Raw genomic sequence first — 21,601 nt, 5'->3', positions numbered from 1 at the left:
ACGTAAACAACATCCATTTTATTAAAAGTTTACTTAAACCTATGGAACAGCCAGGACGCCGCGCAGCTCATAAGGAATAGAACAGCAGCCCACATAGGGGATGAGAGAGTCCACCAGAGTGGGATGGACATAAGCACAAGCATGACAAGATGAATGGTTAGACGCACGCTGCTGATGGACCGCTTCAAGAGTCCCTCCGGCAAAGGATAGATCCGGTGCCAAATATGAACCCGGTAATATCGCTTCAAATCCGACAGCTGCAGCGCTCCGAACAGCGCGAAGGCGATATAGGCAATAACGGATGCCCAATCACTGTGTAACGAAGCGAGAATAACGATTCCGAGTACTGTTAGTCTGAATGTAATCCCGAGCAGCTCCGAGCGAAGCCAAATAAGAGTGTACATATACAAATACGATGAGGATTGCCGGAACGGAATGAGCTGCAGCCATGCTTTGGGAATGCGAGTATTTCTCGCTTTGCCTTGCACCTGCGGCACATCAATAAACCAGTTCAGAAACCGGTACACACCGGAGCGGTGGCGTTTTTCCCAATCGATCAGCAGCATCCAATGGACAATATATTTGTTAGGCAATCGAAGCAGCCCAAGATAAAGGATAGACCCTACAGCCAGGAGAAGAATGCCATATGGCAGTTTCCATGTAAATATGGCGTAAGCGGATAGAGCTGCAAGTATCCAACGTAGAAGCACGAACCCTCTTCTTGCGCCAGGCTCCTGGAGCTGCAGCTCGGTCCATTTGCCGAACAGAAGTGCCCACTTGAATAGGAGCCAAACTACGAGGATGATGAAAAATTGAAGTCCGCCGGAAGCTGTCATTTTAGCGTAAAGAGGCCAGATTAGAAGCCACACTGCAATGACAACGGCCGTTTGAATGATCAGGGCCTTGCGCATAGCTGCTTGAAGATACTGGTTCATTCCACGTTCATGAGGCAGCAAAAATAGGATGTCAGCATCCTGCAGATAGGTACGTATTTTTCCCCCTGCAAGCGGAAAAAGCATAACGGCCGCACAAAGCAGTTCCCAAGGGAACGCTGGTGTCACCCATCCGAGAAACAAGCGATACGCAATCGAGAATAACAGGAAAACGGCAACTGAAGACATGATAACGCTTTGCAGAGCGTAATGGAGATAAGGCCGAATTTCTTTGAGAAACTCGGCAGCTCGGCGTTGATACAACACTTTCATATCCATCAGCGCGAACCGTCCCTTGTTACCAGGCTGCAGAATACATCGTCGAGCGGAGCGGAGGGCATTCCGGCTGCTGCTTGCAGCGTCTCTACCGTACCCGATACGATAAGCTTTCCTTGATGCATAACGAGAAATTGCTCGCAATACCGTTCAATCGTGGCTAAAATATGCGAGCTGATCAAGATGGCTGCGCCGCTCTGTTTGACGGACACCATTAATTCGAGCAAAGATCTCATGCTGAGTGGATCGAGGCCGAGGAACGGCTCGTCGATGATGTACAGCTCAGGCTGTACAAGGAAAGCGCACATGATCATCACCTTTTGACGCATTCCTTTGGATAAATGCGAAGCCATGCGGCCCGTCAGCGCATCCATCTGGAATTGTTCCAGCAGAGGCTGAATCCGCTGTTGATAAGAGTTTTTATCCAATCCGTAGGCTCGGGCAGTGAGCTCCAAATGCTCCTGAACCGTTAATTCCTCATATAATAACGGGCTCTCCGGAACATAAGCAAAGGTTTGTCGGTACTGTTCCTGCGATTCGGAGAGCTTTTTCCCCTTGAGACGAATTTCCCCATGATGAGGCTGCATAAGGCCAAGTATATGCTTGATGGTAGTGCTCTTGCCTGCGCCATTCAAGCCGATAAGTCCAACCATCTCTCCCGGTTGTACTTGGAATGTCAAATCATGCAGCACAGGCTGTTGTCGGCTGTAGCCGCCTGTTACGTGATCCACTTCTAGGATCGGTTTCATGCGATATCCTCCTTTAATAGGACTGTATCTTATTAGACTAGCTGAAATGGAGAAGCATTTCCAGTCGGAACTAATAACATGAGGATATTTATTGGTAATGGGTTAATAAAAACTAAATATAATCTTTACATTTCATGTCAGTTACCTGTGCTATTATGTTGGAGTACTTGATATTTATTATCTCGGGGGAGGATCTTTCATGAAAGGCAGCAAGACGAGCTTGACTGCGCTTCGTCTCTTTTTGGCAGCCAGTATGGTGATACCGAATGTAACACTGGCATCATCATCAGCCGCTTCCGCAGCACCTGCGGATACACAGGGACATTGGGCGCAAATGCAGTGGGATAATTGGAAGGATATGGATTTTATTCAAGGCTACGAGGATGGTTCCTTGCACCCTGATGCAACCATTTCCAGAGCAGAGTTTATTGCAATTATGAACCGGGTTTATGGATTTGAACGTAAAGCCGACATTTCGTTCACGGACGTTAAGTCCGGCGACTGGTTCTACGATGATATTGCCAAAGCCAAAGCGGCAGGATACATAACCGGCTATGAAGACGGTACTATCAAACCTAATGCTCCAATCACCCGTCAGGAAGTAGCGTTCATCATGGAAGCTCTAATGAAGTCTGGGAAGGATAAAATAGACCCGTCCCTTGCTTTTGACGATGAAAACACGATCTCCGCCTGGAGCAAGAAGGCTGTTCAAGCTGTCATTGCAGCAGGCTTAATGAACGGGTACCCGGATCATACGTTCCGTCCGGCCAACCCGATTACGCGCTCGGAGGCTGTTGTTACGGTAGACCGTTCCAAACAGATTTCGGCTGCTACCGTTCGATACGACAAAGCAGGGCAATTCACGCAAAATACAAGCGGAACCGTGATTATAGGGGCTGCGGATGTAGTGCTGCACGATATGGTTATTGATGGAAATCTGATTATTGCTGATGGTGTAGAGGAAGGCCAAGTCACTTTGCGAAATGTGACCGTGAAAGGTTCTACATTGATCAAAGGCGGCGGTCCGAACAGCGTTGTGCTTGAGAATTCTACTTTGGGCAAGGTAGATGTGCGGAAGAAGAGCGGAAATGTAAGAGTATTGGCTACAGGAACAACATCCGTTCAAAAGCTGCAAATGCTATCAGGCGGTAAGTTGGAGGATAAGAGCAAGGACGGCAAAGCATTCGGTCAAGTTTTGGTCGATAAAGCTGTACCTGCCCGTTCTACGATTTCTTTATCCGGTACGTTTGATCAAATTTCGGTACAAGCCTCTGATGTAACGGTGCAAATGGACGGCAAATACAACCGTTTGGCAACCGATGTGGCAGGGAAGCAAACGGTTGTCGTCATTAATGAAGGAAACGTAGATCAGTTGATGATCGGCGCCAACACGCGTGTGGAAATTCGCAAAGGTACAATAGAGAATTTGACAGTTCCCAAAGGAGCTGGACAAGTCACCATCGTTGCAGGTGAAGGTGTAGTCATCAGGAATCTGACCCTAGACGGACCGGCAACGGTTAACGGCAACGGGACGATCGTCAACGCGGTGGTGAACGCAAACAACGCTCAACTGGAAATGAAGCCGCAGAACGTAACGCTTGGCGATGGAGTAACGGTATCGATCGCAGGATCACCTACTTCAACAGGCTCCACCAGCGGCTCTGGAGGCGGCGGCGGAAGACACAACTCCGGCAGCGGTGTAGATCGTTTTGCTCCAGGGGCTCCTGCAGAACTGCAAGCCCAAGCTGGGGACGGCCAAGTTACATTGAATTGGAAAGCAAACACCGAGTCGGACTTGAAAGGCTACAACGTATACGTTAACGATGCGTTGAAAGCAACAGTAACGGCAGCAACCTATACGGTGGTTGGCCTGACTAATGGAACAGAGTATAAGTTCAGCGTCAGTGCTATAGATTTTAGCGGCAATGAGTCTGCGAAGACGGAGCTGACGGCTACGCCGAAAGCAGCGCAAGAGCCAGGAGACAAAACTCCACCGGCAGTACCGACAGGCTTGCAAGCGCAAGCGGGAGACGCTCAAGTCGGCTTAAGCTGGAAAGCGAACAGCGAAGCAGATTTGAAAGGCTACAACGTATACGTTAACGATGCGTTGAAAGCAACAGTAACAGCAACGACGTATGCAGTTATTGGCTTGACCAACGGAACCGAGTATAAGTTCAGCGTAAGCGCCGTGGATACAAACGGCAATGAGTCTGCGAAGACGGAGCTGACGGCTACGCCGAAGGCAGCACAGGAGCCAGGAGACACAACTCCACCGGCAGTACCGACAGGCCTGCAAGCGCAAGCGGGAGACGCACAAGTCAGCTTGAGCTGGAAAGCGAACAGTGATGCAGACTTCAAAGAATACAAAGTGTATGTGAACGATGTGCTGAAAACAACCCTGACGGCAACGACGTATGTGGTTGTTGGCTTGACGAACGGAACGGAGTATAAGTTCAGCGTAAGTGCTGTCGATATAAGCGGCAATGAGTCTGCGAAGACAGAGCTGACGGCTACGCCGAAGGCAGCGCAGGTGCCAGGAGATACTACGCCACCGGCAATACCAGCAGGCTTGCAAGCGCAAGCGGGAGATGCTCAAGTCAGCTTGAGCTGGACAGCAAACAGCGATGCAGACTTCAAAGAGTACAAAGTGTATGTGAACGACGTTCTGAAAACGACCTTGACGGGAACGACGTATGCGGTTGTTGGGTTGACGAACGGAACAGAGTACAAGTTCAGCGTTAGCGCCGTAGATACAAGCGGCAATGAATCTGCGAAGACGGAGCTGAAGGCTACACCGAAGGCAGCGCAAGCTACACCGGCTGTACCAACAGGCTTGCAAGCGCAAGTAGGAGACGGTCAAATCAGCTTGAACTGGAAAGCGAACAGCGAAGCCGATTTCAAAGAATACAAAGTGTATGTGAACGATGTGCTGAAAACAACCCTGACGGCAACGACGTATGCGGTTGTTGGTTTGACCAACGGAACCGAGTACAAGTTAAGCGTAAGCGCCGTGAATTTGAACGGCATCGAATCTGCGAAGACCGAGCTGACGGCTGTACCGGTGCAAGGCTCCAAGACCGTTGCGGAAGTTCGCCAGCTGCCTGACAATACGCTTAATGTCAAAACAACCGGTATCGTGACGACAGCTCCTTTGAGCACTAATAAAAGCTTTTATATGCAGGATTCGACTGGTGGAATTCTCGTGTTCACACCTACGACTACCGATACGATCTCGATAGGGGATCAAGTAGAGGTTGTCGGTAAGAAGACGACATTCTCTGGCGAGATTGAATTCGATAAAGGCGCAGTAGTGAAGAAGCTTGCTGCAAGCAAGGTGCCTGCGCCGGTTGAAACAAGCTTGGATCGCAATGAATTGCTATCCAAACAAGGCCAGCTGGTTATCGTGAAAGATATTACGGTTTCCGATATGGCAGCTGATGCGAAATTTACAATGAACAAAGACGGCCAAGCCTTTGAAGCATTCTTGACCAAGTACAGCGTGAAGTCCGGAAACTTGGCTAACGGAAATGTTATCAATGTAGTCGGAATTGTGGGTATTTACTCTGGCAATCCGCAGATCTATCCTCGTTCTGAGCAAGATTTGGGCCTTGCGGATGATGTAGTCGTAGCCCGCGACAAGCAGGCTCTTGATTTGGGAGATACAAGTGCAGTAGTCGCCGATTTGACCCTTCCAACCGAAGGAGACAACGGCTCTGTTATCACTTGGACATCCAGTAATCCGGCAATCGTAGATGCAGCGGGGAAAGTGGTTCGTCCTGCTAAAGATCAACCAGCTGGACAAGCAATTTTGACGGCTACACTGACTAAAGGCGCAGTGACCGACACCAAAACCTTTACGCTTACAGTTCCGGCAATGGCATGGACCGATGCGGAAGCTGTAGCTGCGGTTAAAAATGCGCTAACCGTCTCCTATGACGGACAGCAGGATTCAGTCATGCTGCCTGTGATCGGAGACGAGCAGGTAACAATTTCCTGGGCTCTGGAGAATCAGGCACAAAGCACAATCGTGGACACTAGTACCGGTACGGTAAACCGTCAAGGCCTATTGGCGGATACGACCGTTAGATTGATCGCAACAATAAGCAGAAGCACTGCTTCCGATACGAAGATCGTAACCCTGACCGTACAAAAGGATGATATTGCTCCTACCATTACGGTGTTAACACAAGGAAATGTTATTGTTGGAAGCAAGGTTACTGCAAAAAGCAATGAGACAGGTACGTTGTATCTGGTTGCAGGAAGTGCTGCTCCGACCAGCAAGGCGGATCTCGACCAACTGGTTAACGGACATTCAGCTCAATCTTCTGTGGTATTAGCAGCAAATACGAATGTAGATATCGCAACAGATCTATTGGCTGAAGGCCTTTATAAAGTATACGCTGTGGATGCAGCAGGAAATGTGGGAGTTTCTTCGGTCTCAATTGCACTGCTTAACGCATCCAGCGTATTGTTTATTCCAACCGTCAATGCAGTGGATGACAGCATGACGACAGTTACGGGTATGACCAAAGCAGCGGCAAAAGTGACGGTGAAAATCGGCACTCAAGTGTTGGGCACTACGACTGCGGACAACAATGGCAGCTACAGCGTAGCGATTGCACCGCAATCTGCAGGGAAAGTACTTGAAGTGAGTGCGCAAAGCGGCATCGTGGTAAGCGATCCTGCGTACGCGCTTGTCTTCTCAGCTGCAACGGCTTCGGCACCTCAGCTGACACCGGATACGGTTACCAACTTAGTAGGCTCTCAGGTTCAAATGACGTTCCCGGACAATACAGCCTGGAGAGGCAAAATTACAAGTGTGAAAGTAGCAGGCAAAGCATTGAACAGCAGTCAGTACACAGTAAGCCAAGGCAAGCTGACTATTAACGCAACAGCTTTCCCTGTTGAAGGAAGCTACAGCGTTGTTGTCAATGCAACAGGCTATAAGTATGCCACGGCATTGCAGGTTGTACGGCCGAATGTGGTGCTGCCTCCGCTTGCAGCTCCAACCGGTATTGTTGTTAATGGAACTTCGGTACAGTGGAACATGGTACCTCTTGCCAGCAAATATACAGTAACCATTTACTCTGCAGGGAATGCAGTTAAGTCGGTAGATACCATTGTTCCAATGATTGATCTGTCTGTACAAAACTTGCTGACTGGCAGCTATACGGTTAAGGTGAAGGCGTCTGCGAACAATGTCGGCTTCTCGGATTCAGTGGATTCTGTAGAATCGGGCAGCGTTACGATCACGAACAACCAGCCTCCTGTATTTGCAGCATCCTATCCGGTTGCAGGCCAGGTAGGTCAGACGACAGCGGATGTCAAAGTGAAGGCTAATAAGACCGGAATCGTTTATTATGCAGTAGTTGCAGATGGAGCTCCAGCATTAACTGGTTCAGACGTTAAAACTAAGGCAACGAATTCAGATCCTTTGACAGGCAAAAGTAACATCACAGCAGACACAGAGATGACATTGCCGATTACAGGCTTAGCACCGCAAACAAGCTATGACGTTTACGTGGCGTTGGAAGATGCAGGAAATTTGATCCAACCGGTGGCGGCTAAATTGGATATTACGACGGCGGCTCCGGATGTAACAGCACCTGTCTTGACCATTTCCAATACGTCGGTAACTTCTTCGACGTACGGCTTTAATGCTCGCGCTAATGAAACGGGCAAAGTGTATTATGTTGTACTTTCCAGCGGAGCTGCTGCTCCATCGTCGGCACAAGTCAAAGCAGGCAAAGACGCAAGCGACGCGGCGGCTTTCAAAAATGGTTCTATCGATTTGACTGCTGCGAACACAGACGTACCTGTGACGATTTCTGGTTTGACAGCTGGAACCAACTATGATGTCTATGTGATTGCAGTGGACGCGGCTGGTAATCAGTCGGCGCCTACGAAGTTGATAGCAAAACCAGTGGTTTCGCAGGATAGAACTAATGTTATCCCGGTTCGGACGGGGGTATCTGGTTTTTCTGAATGGACGGATGCAAATATCCTTGGAACAACGTACCTGCAAATGACCAAAAATACAGCGACAACAGTCACACCTTCCATGGACTTCAGTCAGTATAGCTCTATCCAACTTGATTTCAAAGCTAGAACATATGGTGGGGTAGATGCAACTAAAAACATCGTAAAAGTTTATATTTCCCAAGACAATGGAGCTACATGGAACTTAATCGATTCAAAAACACCTACTGGCACTACGCTGACTGCAGTAGCTACCATTGATCTAAGCACATACGGCTCTGCCAATACGAAGATTAAGTTTGCAACACCTGATTCAGATGGTACTAAAGGTGTAGGAATCGTTGATATTACCATTTCGGGAATCCATAAATAATCCTTTTATTAACCATCGCTCTCATACTTACGGAGGTGTAAATTTTGAAGCTCGCTAATAAATTGCTCAAGCTGGCTCTAGCTACAGCACTGCTTCTCCCGCCCTCATCCTTATGGATGGGCGGGAACCAGGCAGTACATGCGGAAAGCGCGCTCGATCCGGCGCCGGTCATTGCGGCGAAAGGAACGCCGAATGGCAAAAAGGTTTTGTTTGATAATACACATGCTCAGACCGCTGGAGCAGCGGATTGGGTCATTGACGGAGCATTTTCCGATTACGGTAACGCGCTTGCCAACATCGGATACTACGTTAAGGAATTGCGCAAAACGACACCTATTAATTATGATGACTTGAAAGATTACGATGTGTTCATCACAGCGGAAGCTAACGTTCCTTTTAAAACATACGAACAGGATGCCATGCTGGAATATGTGCAAAACGGCGGCAGCATTTTCTTTATCGCCGACCACTATAATGCAGACCGCAATAAAAACCGCTGGGACGGTTCCGAGTCGTTCAACGGCTATCGCCGCGGCGCCTGGGATAATCCAGCAAAAGGAATGAATGCGGAGGAAGCGGCTTCTCCGGCTATGAAAGATGTCAAAAGCTCCGACTGGCTGGGAACTAATTTTGGCGTACGGTTCAGATATAACGCGCTAGGTGATATTACAGCCAATAATATCGTATCAGAAGAACAAGCTTTTGGTATTACCAAAGGGGTTAAGGGCGTAGCTATGCACGCGGGTGCTACCATGGCTATTTTGGACCCGAAAAAAGCAAAAGGGATCGTGTATTTGCCGAACACCAGCACCAAATGGGCGAATGCCGTAGACCAAGGCGTGTATAATGGCGGCGGTATTGCGGAAGGACCGTTTGTCTCTGTTTCCAAAGTTGGAGCAGGTAAAGCAGCTTTCATTGGGGACTCTTCTCCGGTAGAAGATGCGACTCCAAAGTATAAACGTGAAGAGACAGGAGCAACAAAAACAACGTACGACGGCTTTAAAGAAGTAGATGACGGCGTATTGCTCGTTAATCTCGTAAACTGGCTGTCGACCAAAGAAAGCTATACATCCTTTGATCAAGTTGACGGCTTGCAGCTTGACCAGCCAACACAGCTGCTTGCGATTGAAAATCCGCAAACAAGCACAGAGCCTCAATCAGAGCCATGGGCGGCCCCTTCGGCAGGCTACAAATGGTACGATCCGACAACATATAAGGCAGGTTCTTATGGCTATACCGGTGGATCGACAGGAGGAGGAAATCCTGGCGGCGGAACGACGGATCCAGGTGCAGGCGCAGGAATTACGATGACGCATCTGGCTACGCTGACAGCAGGCCAAACCTTCCAAGTGACAGTTAAGGCTACAAGCTTGACTCCTAACAGTACCGTTACCCTCCAACTCGGAACTTATGTAACCGGGGGAACACAAGTGGGTAGAGTACAGAAGGATGATGGAACATGGCCGACCGACTATAACTACCATTCCTTTAACGTAACCGCAGATGCTAAAGGTGAAGCAACGAAGGTGCTGACCGTACAGATCAATTCGACTGCACCGGCCGGATCAGCGAAGATGAGGCTGAGAAAAGATAAAAGCACCGTTTATCAAGAGGACAACGTAACGATTCAATAAACCAGATCAAAAGACGTCTTATCCAGTACTACTGGGTAAGGCGTTTTGTTATTGTGCTTTGGATGACAAACTAAAGCTCATCATTCCCCGAAAAAGGAACGATGAGCTTATTTTACTTAATTTCGTAGCTTAAGCTTCAGTAACACCGGCCATTTTGCTGTTTTCGGAGTACACGCTGCCGCTGTCAGCTGCTGCTGAAGGCTCAGGGAGGCCGAATTGCTTCTCGCTCTTCGCAATGACAACGGTTGCCACACTGTTACCGATCAGATTCGTAATGGCTCTTGCTTCTGACATAAAGCGGTCAACGCCAAGCAATAACGCCATGCCTTCGATTGGAATGACATTGCCGGGAATAGCAGACAATGTAGCTGCCAAAGTAATGAAGCCAGATCCGGTTACACCAGCCGCACCTTTGGAGGTGAGCATCAGAATACCTAATACCGTCAATATTTGAACCCAAGTCAGCTCGATACCGTAAGCTTGTGCAATGAATAAAGCAGCCATAGACAAGTAGATTGACGTACCGTCCAAGTTGAAGGAATATCCGGTAGGTACAACAAGACCGACTACGGATTTGGAGCAGCCGTATTTTTCCAGGCGCTGCATTAAACGAGGAAGCGCCGATTCGGACGACGAAGTACCAAGTACAAGCAGGATCTCTTCTTTAATAAATTTTAACAAATTGAAAATGCTGAAGCCGTATATTTTTGCAATGGTGCCGAGTATGATAACAACGAACAGGAACATCGTAATGTACACAGAGCCCATCATTTTACCTAATGAGAATAGGGAACCAATGCCGAATTTACCGATAGTATAAGCCATCGCGCCGCCAGCAGCGAATGGGGAGAAGCGCATGATAATACCGACGAGACGGAAGAAAACATCATTTACCTTTTCAAAGAATACGGTTACAGTTTTGGCCTTGTCTCCCAATCCAGCCATAGCTAAACCAAATAATACTGAAAAGAACAGGACAGGAAGCATTTCACCTTTGGCTAAAGCTCCGACAGCGCTATCAGGAATGACACTGACAATGAAATCCATAAATCCGTGAGGTGTCTCTGCCGCTTGCTTCGCATACTTGGCGACATCCGCCGCATTTTTGCCTACGTTGCTGATATCCATTCCGGACCCCGGCTTGATAAGGTACATAACAGCGATACCGATAGCCATTGCAAACGTTGTCACAAGCTCGAAATAAATGAGCGCTTTGCCCCCCGATACGACCGATTTTCTTCATATCGCCCATATTGGCAAACCCGATGACGATGGTGAAGAAGACGATTGGAGCGATGATCATTTTGATCAGCTTGACGAAGATATCACCAAGTACTTTAAGTTGAACCCCGAAAGCCGGAAAAAATTGACCGATCAAAATCCCGATGACGATCGCGATCAACACTTGTACGGTCAGATTTTTAAAGTTGATTTTCATAGTACCCCTCTTTTCTGTTCTTAAGTGTGAATAACCCACTCATTATTAAAGATTCAGGCTGCTTAACAGGCTGGTGCTTCCGCTGTGTACCTTTGATTCCTTTCGTTAGTTTGTTCTTGTAGGCCTTATGATATCGCTTACAAAACAAAATGTGAATCATTTGACCATATTGGTACTTTTGGTCATTTTGGTCATACTACATGCATATGATATTAGTAATTGACATACCCTATGGGGGTATATTATAATCGAATTGAGAGGAGCGATCAGTATGCAAACTATAACGCTAAAAGTGGAAGGAATGTCTTGCAACCACTGTGTAAACTCTATAGAAGGCGCATTGAAAGAAATCGGAGCCAGTGGTAATGTCAGCCTGCCGAATAAATCGGTTACGATATCCTTTGATGAGAAGAAGCTGAGCGAAGCGGCGATAAAAGACGCTATTGAAGATCAAGGGTATGACGTTGTTAAATAACGATTTTTATAAAAAACGCAGGTTTGGGGGATAGCTCCTGAACCTGTGTTTTTTTGTTTCGGCGCAAGATATTTTGACTTTACAAATAAAAGCATTTGCGCTATGTTTGTAGTATCATCTCATTATTTAAAACTGAGTTTCATTAGATGAAATTATATGAGGGGTAGTGAGTAGATGGATATTAAAGAACAAGTGAAGGCTCAATTTGGAGCGAATGCTGCTAAGTATGTGGATAGTCCGCGTCATGCATCCGGTAATGACTTGAATATTTTGATGGAATGGGTGAAGTCGGAGCAGGCAGGGAAGGCGCTCGATATTGCAACCGGTGGAGGGCATTGTGCTCTTGCTGTAGCGGCTCATGTGCGTGAGGTGACAACACTGGATATGACTCCCGAGATGCTTCAAGAGGCGGAATCGTTTCTGACCGGAAAAGGCTGCACTAACGTAAATTATGTACAGGGTGACGCTGAAAATCTGCCTTTTGGGGATGAAGAATTCGATCTGGTCGTCTGCCGTATAGCGGCGCATCATTTCCCAGATGTGGAAAGGTTCATCGAGGAATCTTCACGTGTATTGAAAACCGGAGGCTGCTTCATTTTGATGGATAACATAGCACCCGAATCGGATATTCTCGATGCCCTTTATAATGATGTGGAAAAACGAAGAGACCCAAGCCACTTCCGTGCCTGGAAAAAGACGGAGTGGATGAGCAGGGTTGAATTAGCCGGTTTGCGTGTAGAGCAGCTGCTGCAAACAGGAAAGCCATTTGAGTTCGAGTCGTGGTGCACTCGCATGAATGTTCCCGTGCAGGTAAAGCAGCAGCTTGAGGCTGATATGCTCGGTTGGTCCGAAGAGAACCGAAAGCAGCTTAAGGTGCGGACAGAGAACGGCAAGCTGGTGGGCTTTGAAGGTAGCTTCATGATGCTTAAATCGAGAAAGGCTTAGATGACGGTTGTATAAGATTTGTCGAGTATTGCAAGAATAATACAACCTTCTCTTTTAACGTGAAGAGATCACATATTTATTGACAGGGCGGCCGACTCCGTATTGTAAATCAAGACGGACTTTGCCGCTCTTTTCCAAATATTCGAGATATCTACGAGCTGTTACGCGAGCAATACCAACTCCTTCGGCCACTTCTTCCGCAGAGAGAGGGCGAGACTGCTGAATGAGAAATTGAGCAATTTGCCTCATCGTAACGACTTGCAGTCCCTTGGGCAATTCCTCTGCTGCTGATTGCCAAGCTTCATTGTGAGGAGCAGACACACCAGATGCTGTGTTAGAAGCCTCAGTACCCTGCTGCTTTGACCGATGAAGCATACGGTCAAGCTCGCTCTGAGAGACGGGGCCGCTGTTCTCGAGAGCCAGCTTCATGCTACGGTAATGCTCCAAGGCTTGGCGAACCCGTTCAAATTTAAACGGTTTCATGATATAGTCTACGGCACCGTATTGAAGCATTCTTTGGATTGTTTTTTGGTCGTTGGCTGCGCTAATGACCATCACGTCTACTGGCAGCTGCTCCTGCCGGATTTGGGTCAGCGTTTCGATGCCGTCCTGCTGAGGCATGAAGATGTCCATGATGGCCAAATCCGGCTTCAGCTCCCGAATCCGTTCCATCCCTTCCACACCCGAGCCGGCTACTCCTACTACCGTGAAGCCATCGACCTGCTCCACGAATTGCCGGTTCACCTCTTGCACCATAAGGTCATCTTCGATTAACAGCACTTGAATCATTTTTTTCATTTGTTCATCTCCTAAGAGTTTTTCGAAGAAAAACTCACTTCGCTCGACAATCTGAGTTTCGAAGAAAAACTCACTTCATAAGCATAAGCTAAGAGTTTTCCTCAGGAAAACTCGGTTCTTTTTTTACCGGAGTCATAGGAAAAGAGATAAGGAAGCTCGTGCCCTCGCCAGGCACGGAATCGATATGGATCGTACCGCCGCCTTTTTGGACAATCCCCGCAATAAGATACAGACCGATGCCGCGGCCGCTCACGCCCTTCGTTGTGAAGCCTTGCTTGAATATGCTATCCCGGATGGCTGGGTCTATGCCTACTCCATTATCTTCAACAAGGATGGAAAGCACCTCGTTATCTTGCTCGATGCTGACAAAAATTCGCTTCTCCGAACGCTGCAGATGCTGCAGGGCATCAAAAGCATTTTCCAGCAAATTACCGACCAATATAACAAAATCATGATGATCCAACAGCTCGGGAAAATACTCCAGATGACTCTGCCGGTCAATCTCCACAATGATTCCGAGCTCGTTGCCGCGGCTGATTTTGCCAAGAAGCAGACCGGTCAGACTATCATTTTTGAACGTTTGGCTCAAGAAGCGGGTCAGCTCTTCCTTTTGCTCCGTAATTTCGAATAAATAGTTCAGCGCTTTTTCTTTGTTCCCAAGTTGAATTAATCCACCGATTGTGTGCAGTTTGTTCATATATTCATGATTTTGTACCCGCAGTGCGTCGACGAAAGCCCTAACGCCAGTGAGCTCTTCAGCAATGCGGGTGACCTCCGTGCGATCCTGAAAGATGGCTACGGCGCCAACCGTCTGTTCATTGACTTTAATGGGAACCCGGTTGCTCATAATGAGCGTAGTTCCGAAGAGCAGTTCCTGATGGTAAATGGGGTGGTTCAGCTCTAAAATTTCCGGTAGTCTCGTATCAGGCAGCACTTCTCGTATAGGCTTTCCTATGACGTCTCCCTCGATTTTCATAATGCTTTTCGCCTTATCATTGAAAATCGTGATAAGCTCGTCCTTGTCAATGGCTATTACCCCTTCGTGCATTGCGTGGAATGTTGCGGTCCGTTCCACTAGAATACGGGCGATTTCATGGGGCTCAAGCTCGAACATTTGCTTCTTAATATGCTGGGCAAGCTTCCATGACCACCAGATGCCGGACATAAGCGACAGCAGGACGATGACATAGGCTTGTCCGCTTAGGTTTAGCAGCACCTGCCCGATACTTGGCATAATCTGCCCGACCAGCACAACGCCGACCTGCACATGGTCGGCGTTCATCACCGGCACGAAAGCGCGCAGCGCCGTGCCAAGCTCTCCCTTTGCCTTGGACACATACGTGTGCTCGGCAAAGGCAGATCCTTCATCGGCACTCATCGAGACCGTGCCGATCTTGGCTTGAACCGGATGCGACAGCCGTACCCGGTTCATATCCATGACGACGACGTAGGTCACGTCGTTAATGATGCGAATGCGCTCTGCAGCCTCTTGAATGACACCGAGATTATCGCCGCTTGTTACTTCGGGCAGCTGCGCTACGGTTCGTGCCGTAACAAGGAGCCGTCGGCTTATTTCGGTCTCATTTAAGCTAATAATAGTACCTACGAGAATCGTACCGCCGATCATCAGCGAGAACAGCACAATACAGGATGAGAGAATGGCGATTTTGCCATTGATCTTTAGACGATGCAGCATGACGGCGTGAGGCTCCTCCCGACAATGTATACATTACATCATACAATACGAAGGAGGGTTAGATAAACCCGAGGTTTTGTTTCTGTCATTTCCGGTTTCCGGTCTTACCCGATTATTTGCTACCCTGCTGGCCGCCTGAGCTTCCTCCAGCTTTTCCCTCGCTCTTCCCATCAGATTCCCCTTCTTCTTGTGATGAACTGGATTTTTGGCTCGATTGCTGCAGCTTTTTAAGCTGCTCTTTATCTGCCTTTCTAAGCTTCTCTGCTTCTTCGTATTCATGCTGCTTGATTTGCTTATACATATTCATTTGTTCCTTGAGAGCAGAGTCTACCGAATTTTGCTGCTGTGTGCTCTGGGCTTTCTGATTTTTATTGCCAGAACTGCTCTGCTTTTTATTCCCGCAAGCGGATAGCTGGAGAATGATCATCAAGCAGAGCAGGAGAGATAGACTGTTTTTTAGTGCATGGAGAGTAGGCTTTTTCAAATAAAACACCCCTTTCGTTTACTTATTATGTAGGGTGTCCTAAACTTGGAAGTTCATTTATAGCCAAAATATTTTGATTTTTTGTATACATTTGAATACAATAAGAATAGAAACTGTATTTATGACGCTCATCAGGAGGGGTAACAACGTTATGGCGGAAACTTACCGCAAATCCAAAATTGAACATTATCTTGATCGATTGCTCGTTCGCAAGCAGGCGCTGATACGGCAGCTGGAGCTCAATGAGCTGGAGCAGTGCAAGGAATTTATCCGCGGGCAGCTGTCGGCAACGGACATGATTATTTGGGAGCTTGCGGTAGAGTTCGATTTGACCGACCAACTTATCGAAGGGGGAAAAGGGAATGTCAGCGAACGTTGCGCAAAAAAATCAGTCGGAGCCCACACTTCCACAGCACTCCAGGATCACTCGACTCAAACTAATTAGAAGAACCTTTTTCATGCTGCTGGGGGCAGCGTTAGTATCGGTAGGACTAGAAATATTTTTAGTGCCGAATAATATTATTGATGGCGGTGTCGTCGGGATATCCATTATTTTGTCCCATCTAACCGGACTTCCGCTCGGAATCTTTTTACTGCTTGTAAACTTGCCGTTTCTATTTCTCGGCTATAAGCAAATAGGTAAAACCTTTGCCATTTCCACCCTAATTAGTGTTTTAATCATGTCCATTGGGACATCGTTACTGCATCCGGTGCCACCCCTTACCATCGATCCATTGCTAGCCGCGGTGTTCGGAGGTATTATCGTTGGTATGGGAGTCGGGATGGTTATTCGTTCAGGCGGCTCACTTGACGGTACGGAAATTGTAGCTATTCTGCTTAACAAAAAATCCCCGTTTTCCGTTGGCGAAGTTGTTATGTTCTTCAACCTCTTTATTCTCGGAAGCGCAGGCTTCGTATTCGGCTGGGACCACGCTATGTACTCATTAATCGCTTATTACATCGCATATAAAATGATTGACATTACGATTGAAGGCTTTGACGAATCCAAATCGGTTTGGATTATCAGTGACAACTACAAAGCTATCGGAGATGCACTGCTCAGCCGTTTGGGCCGGGGAGTCACCTATTTGAACGGTGAAGGCGGGTTTTCCGGTGGTGAAAAGCGGGTTATATTTTGTATCATCACCCGTTTGGAGGAAGCTAAACTGAAATCGATTGTCGAGGATCACGACCCGAATGCGTTCTTGGCTATCGGCAATATTCATGACGTCAAGGGCGGCCGGTTTAAGAAAAAAGATATTCACTAGGCAGGAGCATCGGTCGCAACGTATTTTTCCGGAAAGCAGGAGTTCGCATCATGAAATCATATTTGGGTATCGCGCTGATGGTTATAGTAGGGATGGCTGCGGCGCTGTTGATAGGGTTTCATCCTATGCTATCGCAAGCTCCCACAAGCTATGATGATGAACAGGAAGGCTTCGATACGCAGATTGTGATCAAATTCAGTCATGTTGTAGCTGAGAATACTCCCAAAGGTTTAGCGGCTCAAGAGTTTGCGCGGCTGGTGAAAGAAAAGACGAATGATCGTGTGAAGGTGGAGGTTTATCCAAACGGGGTGCTTTATTCAGAGGTTGATGAAATTGATGCGCTGCAGCAGGGCAGTGTGCAGATGATCGCACCTTCTTTTCCCAATTTGTCGGAATTGGTTCCGTCTTGGATGGCCTTGGACTTACCGTTTGCTTTTCCTACGAATGAAGCGGTCCAGGAGGCGTTTGAGGGACCTATCGGTTCGACCTTGTTCGGGCAGTTGGAACGGGTTAATATGGTCGGCATGGCTTATTGGGGCAACGGGTTTAAACAGATCACGAGCAATAAAGGACCGATCATTCATCCGATCGACCTTAAGGGACAGCATTTTCGGACGATGCGCAGCAAGCTGTTGGACGCCGAATTTCGTTTGTTTGACATGCGGACGACAGAGATGCCGTTTAATCAGGTGTACCGAAGCTATGAGAACGGCACTGTGGATGGTGGCGAAAATTCGATCTCCAATATTTATACGAAGAAGTTTTATCAGGTTCAAAAGTATATGACCATTAGCAACCATGGTTATCTAGGGTATGCGGTCCTCATGAATCGGACGTTCTGGAAGAAGCTTCCGTACGATGTTCAGCTGCAAATTCAGGAAGCTATGAAGGCTACGACTCAGTGGGCCAATCAGAATGCCATTCTTATGAACCAAAAGCAGCTCGAGGACATCAAGAACGAATCGCGTATACAAATTTATACTCTGACGCCGGCGGAGCGCAAAGAGTGGTTGGATGCATGGGCCCCGATCTATTCCCAGTATGAATCCTACATCGGGACAGATATTATCAAGATGATTCGGCAGCTGCAGCAAAAGTATGGTTCGTGAAGTCGAGAAGGCTTTTAGTTTGATTAGGTTGATAAACGTCAGTCACATAGTGACTGGCGGTTTTTATATTCTATTGAAACTGTTCTGCTGCCACGGCTGTCAGAATATAAACTCGTTCAATGCTTGGCCTTCTTCTCCATTGGGTAAAGTTATAGAAATAGGAAGGGGAGGTGGACAAGCATGAACGAATTCGAAAAGGACGCTGACGGTGCGAAACAAAAGGGGAATCGCGACCATCCCGAACAATACCCGACGGAGAAGGAAAGTATATTTGATAAGTTCAAGAGTGAGCAAACGGTCGATCCCATACCCGTAGAGGATTTAAAGCAGCAAGTCCAGGAAGAGTCGGATAAAGAAGATACGAAGCACAGGTCATCGAGTGAGAATAAGTATAAGTAGCAAGTATTAGACAATAAGTGGGGCTGGTGAAAACCAGTCTCTTTTGTTTGTGCTTGATAATCTTTTGTCTACCATCCGTAATCTTCCCTTTACATAAGCTTTCCTTATGGATGTTATAAGCAGTTCTTGGTTGTATAATACGAACTTATGCGATATAGTACAACTAATTCTATATGAAAATACGTATTATTAAGGAAAGAACAGGGAGAGAGCGAATGCGCAGGTTAGAGGGGAAACGCATAGCCATAACCGGGCCGAGAAAGGCTGCGGAAATGAGCGTTATAGTAGAGAAGATGGGAGGCATTCCGCTCGTTCGTCCGGCGCAAGGTACAGTAGCGCTAGAGCAGGAGAAGGTAGAGGTACAGCTGAAGCGATTGCTTCAAGATGGCTGTGACTGGATTATTTTCACCACTGGAGTGGGGGCGGAATTGCTCTATCAATCAGCTGAGAAGATGGGTGCAGCGGAAGCGTTTGTTGAGTTCTTGCAGCAGAAGAATATCGCAGCTCGTGGCTACAAAACGGTAAAATATTTAAAAACGCTAGGCCTTACGCCGCGGGCCAGAGATGACGACGGTACGACGGACGGGATTGTCAGAGCGCTGCAGCCTTATGATTTGCGAGGACAGCGCGTCGCGCTTCAGCTTTATGGGGACCACGCGCCTCGGCTGGTTAAGTGGTTGGAGGCACAAGGTGCCGAATACTATGAAATACTACCTTATTTGCATGTGCCGCCAGAGCTAGATGTAGTGGATAAGCTGCTGAGTGAAATTGTACAGGGGGAAGTGGACGCAGTAACGTTCACAAGCACTCCGCAGGTACGCTTTCTGATGCGTTACGCCCGTGAGAAAGGCCTTGAGGATTCCATATTGGAAGCATTCAACGATCGTACTGTTGCTGTAGCTGTCGGGAAAGTAACAGCAGAGGCGCTCCGTGATGAAGGTGTAGAGCGGGTCGTCGCTCCCGAGGAAGAACGCATGGGCAGTATGATGGTTACTTTAGCACAATATTACGATCAGCCATAGTATTACGGCGTTTGGTTTGGTCAAAGCTATAGGGTATGGTATACTTTTCCTGAAAAGTTACCATATCTTTTTTTGCATTCTACCGCTAACGCGGTCGTTTATCCTCGTTTTGTAGCAGTGATAAGCGATTTCTTTTTTTGGAGGCCTAATGAATACCATGTCTGTAGTGCAGCTCCGCGATGTAACCAAACGAATAGGTTCGAAGACGATAGTCGATCATTTATCATTCGATGTTTTGCCAGGGGAAGTGTTTGGCTTTCTTGGACCTAATGGCGCTGGTAAAACAACGACCATTCGGATGATTGTCGGCCTGATGTCCCTTTCCGAAGGGGAAGTGCTAGTCAAAGGCCTGAGCATCAGAAAGCAGTTTGAAGAGGCTATGATGCATATAGGCGCCATTGTGGAAAATCCCGAATTTTATAAGTTTATGAGCGGTTATCAGAACTTGCAGCATTTTGCCCGCATGATCCCCGGGATTACAGAAGAAAGGCTGCAGGAAGTCATCTCACTGGTCAAGCTAGAGCATCGCATCAACGATAAAGTGAAAACCTATTCCCTTGGGATGAGGCAGCGATTGGGTGTGGCGCAAGCGATACTTCACCGTCCTTCCGTATTAATACTGGATGAACCGACGAATGGTTTAGATCCTGAAGGTATTCGAGAGCTTAGGGATTATTTGCGCCAGCTTTCGCAGCAGGAAGGCATCGCCGTTATTGTTTCAAGCCATCTGTTATCTGAAATGGAGCTGATGTGCGACCGGGTTGCTATTATCCAGAACGGAAAGCTATTGGACGTCCGATCGTTCAAGGATGCACAATCTGGACCTGGATTTCTGGAGGTCGTTCTGGAGGTGGATCGCGTGAATGCAGCGGCTGAAGCGACTGCCAGGCTATTCGGAGAGGTACAGATTCAGCGGAATGCGGCTAAAGCTCATGATACGGACAGCAAAGCGTTAAGCGGGGAGGAGTCACTCCCTGTGCAGGAGATCGGGACTTTGACGGTCCATTTGGACACGAGAGAGGATATTGCCAAGCTGAATGAGCATTTGGTTGCCTCCGGTATCCGTGTTTACGGAATCCGCACTCAGAACAAATCTCTCGAAGAACAGTTCTTGGAGGTTACAAGGGGGAATCAAATTGTCTAACTTTTTGAGTCTCGTTCAGAACGAGCAGATGAAAATATACAATCGGGTGCGCACATGGATTATGCTGGGGATCATTCTGATTTCTGCATTATCGATGGCGCTTATGTTGAAGTATGTCATTAAAGCCGGAATGACTCACGTATTTTCTTTTATGGCAATGTCGACGAGTATGAGCTGGCTAGTCTTTTTGTTCTCCGTTATTGTGGCGGGAGACATCGTCGCCTCCGAATTTACATGGGGAACGATCAAGCTGCTGCTTATCCGGCCAGCGACAAGGAGTAAGATATTAGCGGCCAAGTACGTGTCTGTGCTGCTCGTATTGACGGCATTCATGCTGTTTTTGCTGATTATTTCTTATTTTATAGGTTTGTTGTTCTTCGGTTTGAGTGGAGCGGTATCTGGTGCGGAATCGTTCCCGAGTATATTGCAATCCTACGGAATCAAGTGGATTGATCTATTGATGTATGTGACGCTGGCCTTCATGATCTCGGCTGCATTCCGCAGCAGCTCGCTCGCTATCGGATTATCGATCTGCTTAATGTTTACAGCGAATACAATCGTGCTTGTCCTTGCCCAGTTTAAATATACATGGGTCAAATATTTTTTGTTCGCCAACACGGATCTGTCGCCTTACCTGCTTGGAGGCAACCCTCCGATTGCAGGCATGACGTTAGGCTTCTCCGTCACTATGCTAGTTCTATACTGGATCTTGTTTTATGTCGTGTCATGGCTCTTGTTTACGAAAAGAGACGTGGCAGGCTGATTTAAAGCAATAAATGAATCAAAGACAGTCATGGCAAATAGCGCCCCCATAAAGTGCGCTCTGCCAGGCTGTTTTTTTGTGCATACATGTCGTTCCTGCTCTGAGGAAAAGAAAGGC

Annotated in this window: 16 protein-coding genes and 1 pseudogene; 11 read left to right on the top strand and 6 right to left on the bottom strand. The window is 47.6% G+C overall.

Annotated features, from left to right (window positions below):
- Positions 1-29: 29 nt before the first annotated feature.
- Positions 30-1,211 carry an ABC transporter permease gene (locus QMA13_RS29300; protein WP_282937184.1) on the bottom strand — a complete coding sequence of 394 codons (1,182 nt, stop codon included), beginning with the start codon at positions 1,209-1,211 and terminating at the stop codon, positions 30-32.
- On the bottom strand, positions 1,211-1,957 hold the full coding sequence (locus QMA13_RS29295) for an ABC transporter ATP-binding protein (RefSeq protein WP_282937183.1): 747 nt from the start codon (positions 1,955-1,957) through the stop codon (positions 1,211-1,213). The genes QMA13_RS29300 and QMA13_RS29295 overlap by 1 nt, the downstream gene beginning before the upstream one ends.
- A gap of 199 nt (positions 1,958-2,156) precedes the next feature.
- Between QMA13_RS29295 and QMA13_RS29290 the strand changes: the two genes are divergently transcribed.
- On the top strand, positions 2,157-8,309 hold the full coding sequence (locus tag QMA13_RS29290) for a fibronectin type III domain-containing protein (RefSeq protein ID WP_282937182.1): 6,153 nt from the start codon (positions 2,157-2,159) through the stop codon (positions 8,307-8,309).
- Between the two features lie 44 nt (positions 8,310-8,353).
- The gene (locus QMA13_RS29285) at positions 8,354-9,943 is read left to right on the top strand and encodes a DNA-binding protein (protein ID WP_481858045.1); all 1,590 of its coding nucleotides are present in this window, start codon (positions 8,354-8,356) and stop codon (positions 9,941-9,943) included.
- Between the two features lie 129 nt (positions 9,944-10,072).
- On the opposite strand, the pseudogene QMA13_RS29280 reads toward QMA13_RS29285, so the two are convergent.
- Positions 10,073-11,381 (bottom strand): annotated as a pseudogene (locus QMA13_RS29280) (dicarboxylate/amino acid:cation symporter).
- 271 nt (positions 11,382-11,652) lie between these two features.
- Between QMA13_RS29280 and QMA13_RS29275 the strand changes: the two are divergent.
- Positions 11,653-11,856: a copper ion binding protein gene (locus QMA13_RS29275; RefSeq protein WP_282937181.1), complete on the top strand. Its 204-nt coding sequence runs from the start codon at positions 11,653-11,655 to the stop codon at positions 11,854-11,856.
- A gap of 174 nt (positions 11,857-12,030) precedes the next feature.
- Complete coding sequence (locus tag QMA13_RS29270) at positions 12,031-12,801, top strand: class I SAM-dependent methyltransferase (RefSeq protein ID WP_282937180.1); 771 nt, start codon at positions 12,031-12,033, stop codon at positions 12,799-12,801.
- A gap of 54 nt (positions 12,802-12,855) precedes the next feature.
- On the opposite strand, the gene QMA13_RS29265 is transcribed toward QMA13_RS29270, so the two are convergent.
- The 3 genes from QMA13_RS29265 to QMA13_RS29255 all read right to left on the bottom strand — a co-directional run bounded on the left by QMA13_RS29265 (position 12,856) and on the right by QMA13_RS29255 (position 15,779).
- A complete protein-coding gene (locus tag QMA13_RS29265; protein ID WP_282943632.1) occupies positions 12,856-13,590 on the bottom strand; it encodes a response regulator in 735 nt (244 codons plus the stop codon).
- 97 nt (positions 13,591-13,687) lie between these two features.
- Complete coding sequence (locus QMA13_RS29260) at positions 13,688-15,295, bottom strand: ATP-binding protein (protein ID WP_282937179.1); 1,608 nt, start codon at positions 15,293-15,295, stop codon at positions 13,688-13,690.
- A gap of 112 nt (positions 15,296-15,407) precedes the next feature.
- Complete coding sequence (locus QMA13_RS29255; RefSeq protein WP_282937178.1) at positions 15,408-15,779, bottom strand: hypothetical protein; 372 nt, start codon at positions 15,777-15,779, stop codon at positions 15,408-15,410.
- Positions 15,780-15,930: 151 nt separating this feature from the next.
- On the opposite strand from QMA13_RS29255, the gene QMA13_RS29250 reads away from it, so the two are divergent.
- The 7 genes from QMA13_RS29250 (at position 15,931) to QMA13_RS29220 (ending at position 21,484) form a co-directional block, all read left to right on the top strand.
- On the top strand, positions 15,931-16,224 hold the full coding sequence (locus tag QMA13_RS29250; RefSeq protein ID WP_282937177.1) for a hypothetical protein: 294 nt from the start codon (positions 15,931-15,933) through the stop codon (positions 16,222-16,224).
- Positions 16,225-16,237: 13 nt separating this feature from the next.
- Positions 16,238-17,047 carry a YitT family protein gene (locus QMA13_RS29245; protein WP_481858255.1) on the top strand — a complete coding sequence of 270 codons (810 nt, stop codon included), beginning with the start codon at positions 16,238-16,240 and terminating at the stop codon, positions 17,045-17,047.
- A 50-nt stretch (positions 17,048-17,097) separates the two neighbouring features.
- Positions 17,098-18,156 (top strand): DctP family TRAP transporter solute-binding subunit, encoded by a 1,059-nt coding sequence (locus QMA13_RS29240; RefSeq protein ID WP_282937175.1) that lies wholly within the window; start codon positions 17,098-17,100, stop codon positions 18,154-18,156.
- A 180-nt stretch (positions 18,157-18,336) separates the two neighbouring features.
- A complete protein-coding gene (locus QMA13_RS29235) occupies positions 18,337-18,555 on the top strand; it encodes a hypothetical protein (protein ID WP_282937174.1) in 219 nt (72 codons plus the stop codon).
- Between the two features lie 215 nt (positions 18,556-18,770).
- A complete protein-coding gene (locus tag QMA13_RS29230; RefSeq protein ID WP_282937173.1) occupies positions 18,771-19,577 on the top strand; it encodes a uroporphyrinogen-III synthase in 807 nt (268 codons plus the stop codon).
- A 148-nt stretch (positions 19,578-19,725) separates the two neighbouring features.
- Positions 19,726-20,721 carry an ABC transporter ATP-binding protein gene (locus QMA13_RS29225; RefSeq protein WP_282937172.1) on the top strand — a complete coding sequence of 332 codons (996 nt, stop codon included), beginning with the start codon at positions 19,726-19,728 and terminating at the stop codon, positions 20,719-20,721.
- A complete protein-coding gene (locus tag QMA13_RS29220) occupies positions 20,714-21,484 on the top strand; it encodes an ABC transporter permease (RefSeq protein WP_282937171.1) in 771 nt (256 codons plus the stop codon). The genes QMA13_RS29225 and QMA13_RS29220 overlap by 8 nt, the downstream gene beginning before the upstream one ends.
- The last annotated feature ends 117 nt before the right edge of the window (positions 21,485-21,601 follow it).

The organism is Paenibacillus sp. RC67, assembly GCF_030020805.1.
In the GTDB taxonomy this organism is placed as follows: domain Bacteria; phylum Bacillota; class Bacilli; order Paenibacillales; family NBRC-103111; genus Paenibacillus_S.
Note: the sequence above shows the minus strand (reverse complement) of the source record. Positions and strands in the feature narration are given on the sequence as shown.

Excerpts from the sequence above, each read along its gene's own strand:
- QMA13_RS29300 (WP_282937184.1), bottom strand. The coding sequence starts at position 1,211 with ATGGATATGAAAGTGTTGTATCAACGCCGAGCTGCCGAGTTTCTCAAA.
- QMA13_RS29295 (WP_282937183.1), bottom strand. The coding sequence starts at position 1,957 with ATGAAACCGATCCTAGAAGTGGATCACGTAACAGGCGGCTACAGCCGA.
- QMA13_RS29290 (WP_282937182.1), top strand. The coding sequence starts at position 2,157 with ATGAAAGGCAGCAAGACGAGCTTGACTGCGCTTCGTCTCTTTTTGGCA.
- QMA13_RS29275 (WP_282937181.1), top strand. The coding sequence starts at position 11,653 with ATGCAAACTATAACGCTAAAAGTGGAAGGAATGTCTTGCAACCACTGT.
- QMA13_RS29270 (WP_282937180.1), top strand. The coding sequence starts at position 12,031 with ATGGATATTAAAGAACAAGTGAAGGCTCAATTTGGAGCGAATGCTGCT.
- QMA13_RS29265 (WP_282943632.1), bottom strand. The coding sequence starts at position 13,590 with ATGATTCAAGTGCTGTTAATCGAAGATGACCTTATGGTGCAAGAGGTG.
- QMA13_RS29260 (WP_282937179.1), bottom strand. The coding sequence starts at position 15,295 with ATGCTGCATCGTCTAAAGATCAATGGCAAAATCGCCATTCTCTCATCC.
- QMA13_RS29250 (WP_282937177.1), top strand. The coding sequence starts at position 15,931 with ATGGCGGAAACTTACCGCAAATCCAAAATTGAACATTATCTTGATCGA.
- QMA13_RS29245 (WP_481858255.1), top strand. The coding sequence starts at position 16,238 with ATGCTGCTGGGGGCAGCGTTAGTATCGGTAGGACTAGAAATATTTTTA.
- QMA13_RS29240 (WP_282937175.1), top strand. The coding sequence starts at position 17,098 with ATGAAATCATATTTGGGTATCGCGCTGATGGTTATAGTAGGGATGGCT.
- QMA13_RS29235 (WP_282937174.1), top strand. The coding sequence starts at position 18,337 with ATGAACGAATTCGAAAAGGACGCTGACGGTGCGAAACAAAAGGGGAAT.
- QMA13_RS29230 (WP_282937173.1), top strand. The coding sequence starts at position 18,771 with ATGCGCAGGTTAGAGGGGAAACGCATAGCCATAACCGGGCCGAGAAAG.
- QMA13_RS29225 (WP_282937172.1), top strand. The coding sequence starts at position 19,726 with ATGAATACCATGTCTGTAGTGCAGCTCCGCGATGTAACCAAACGAATA.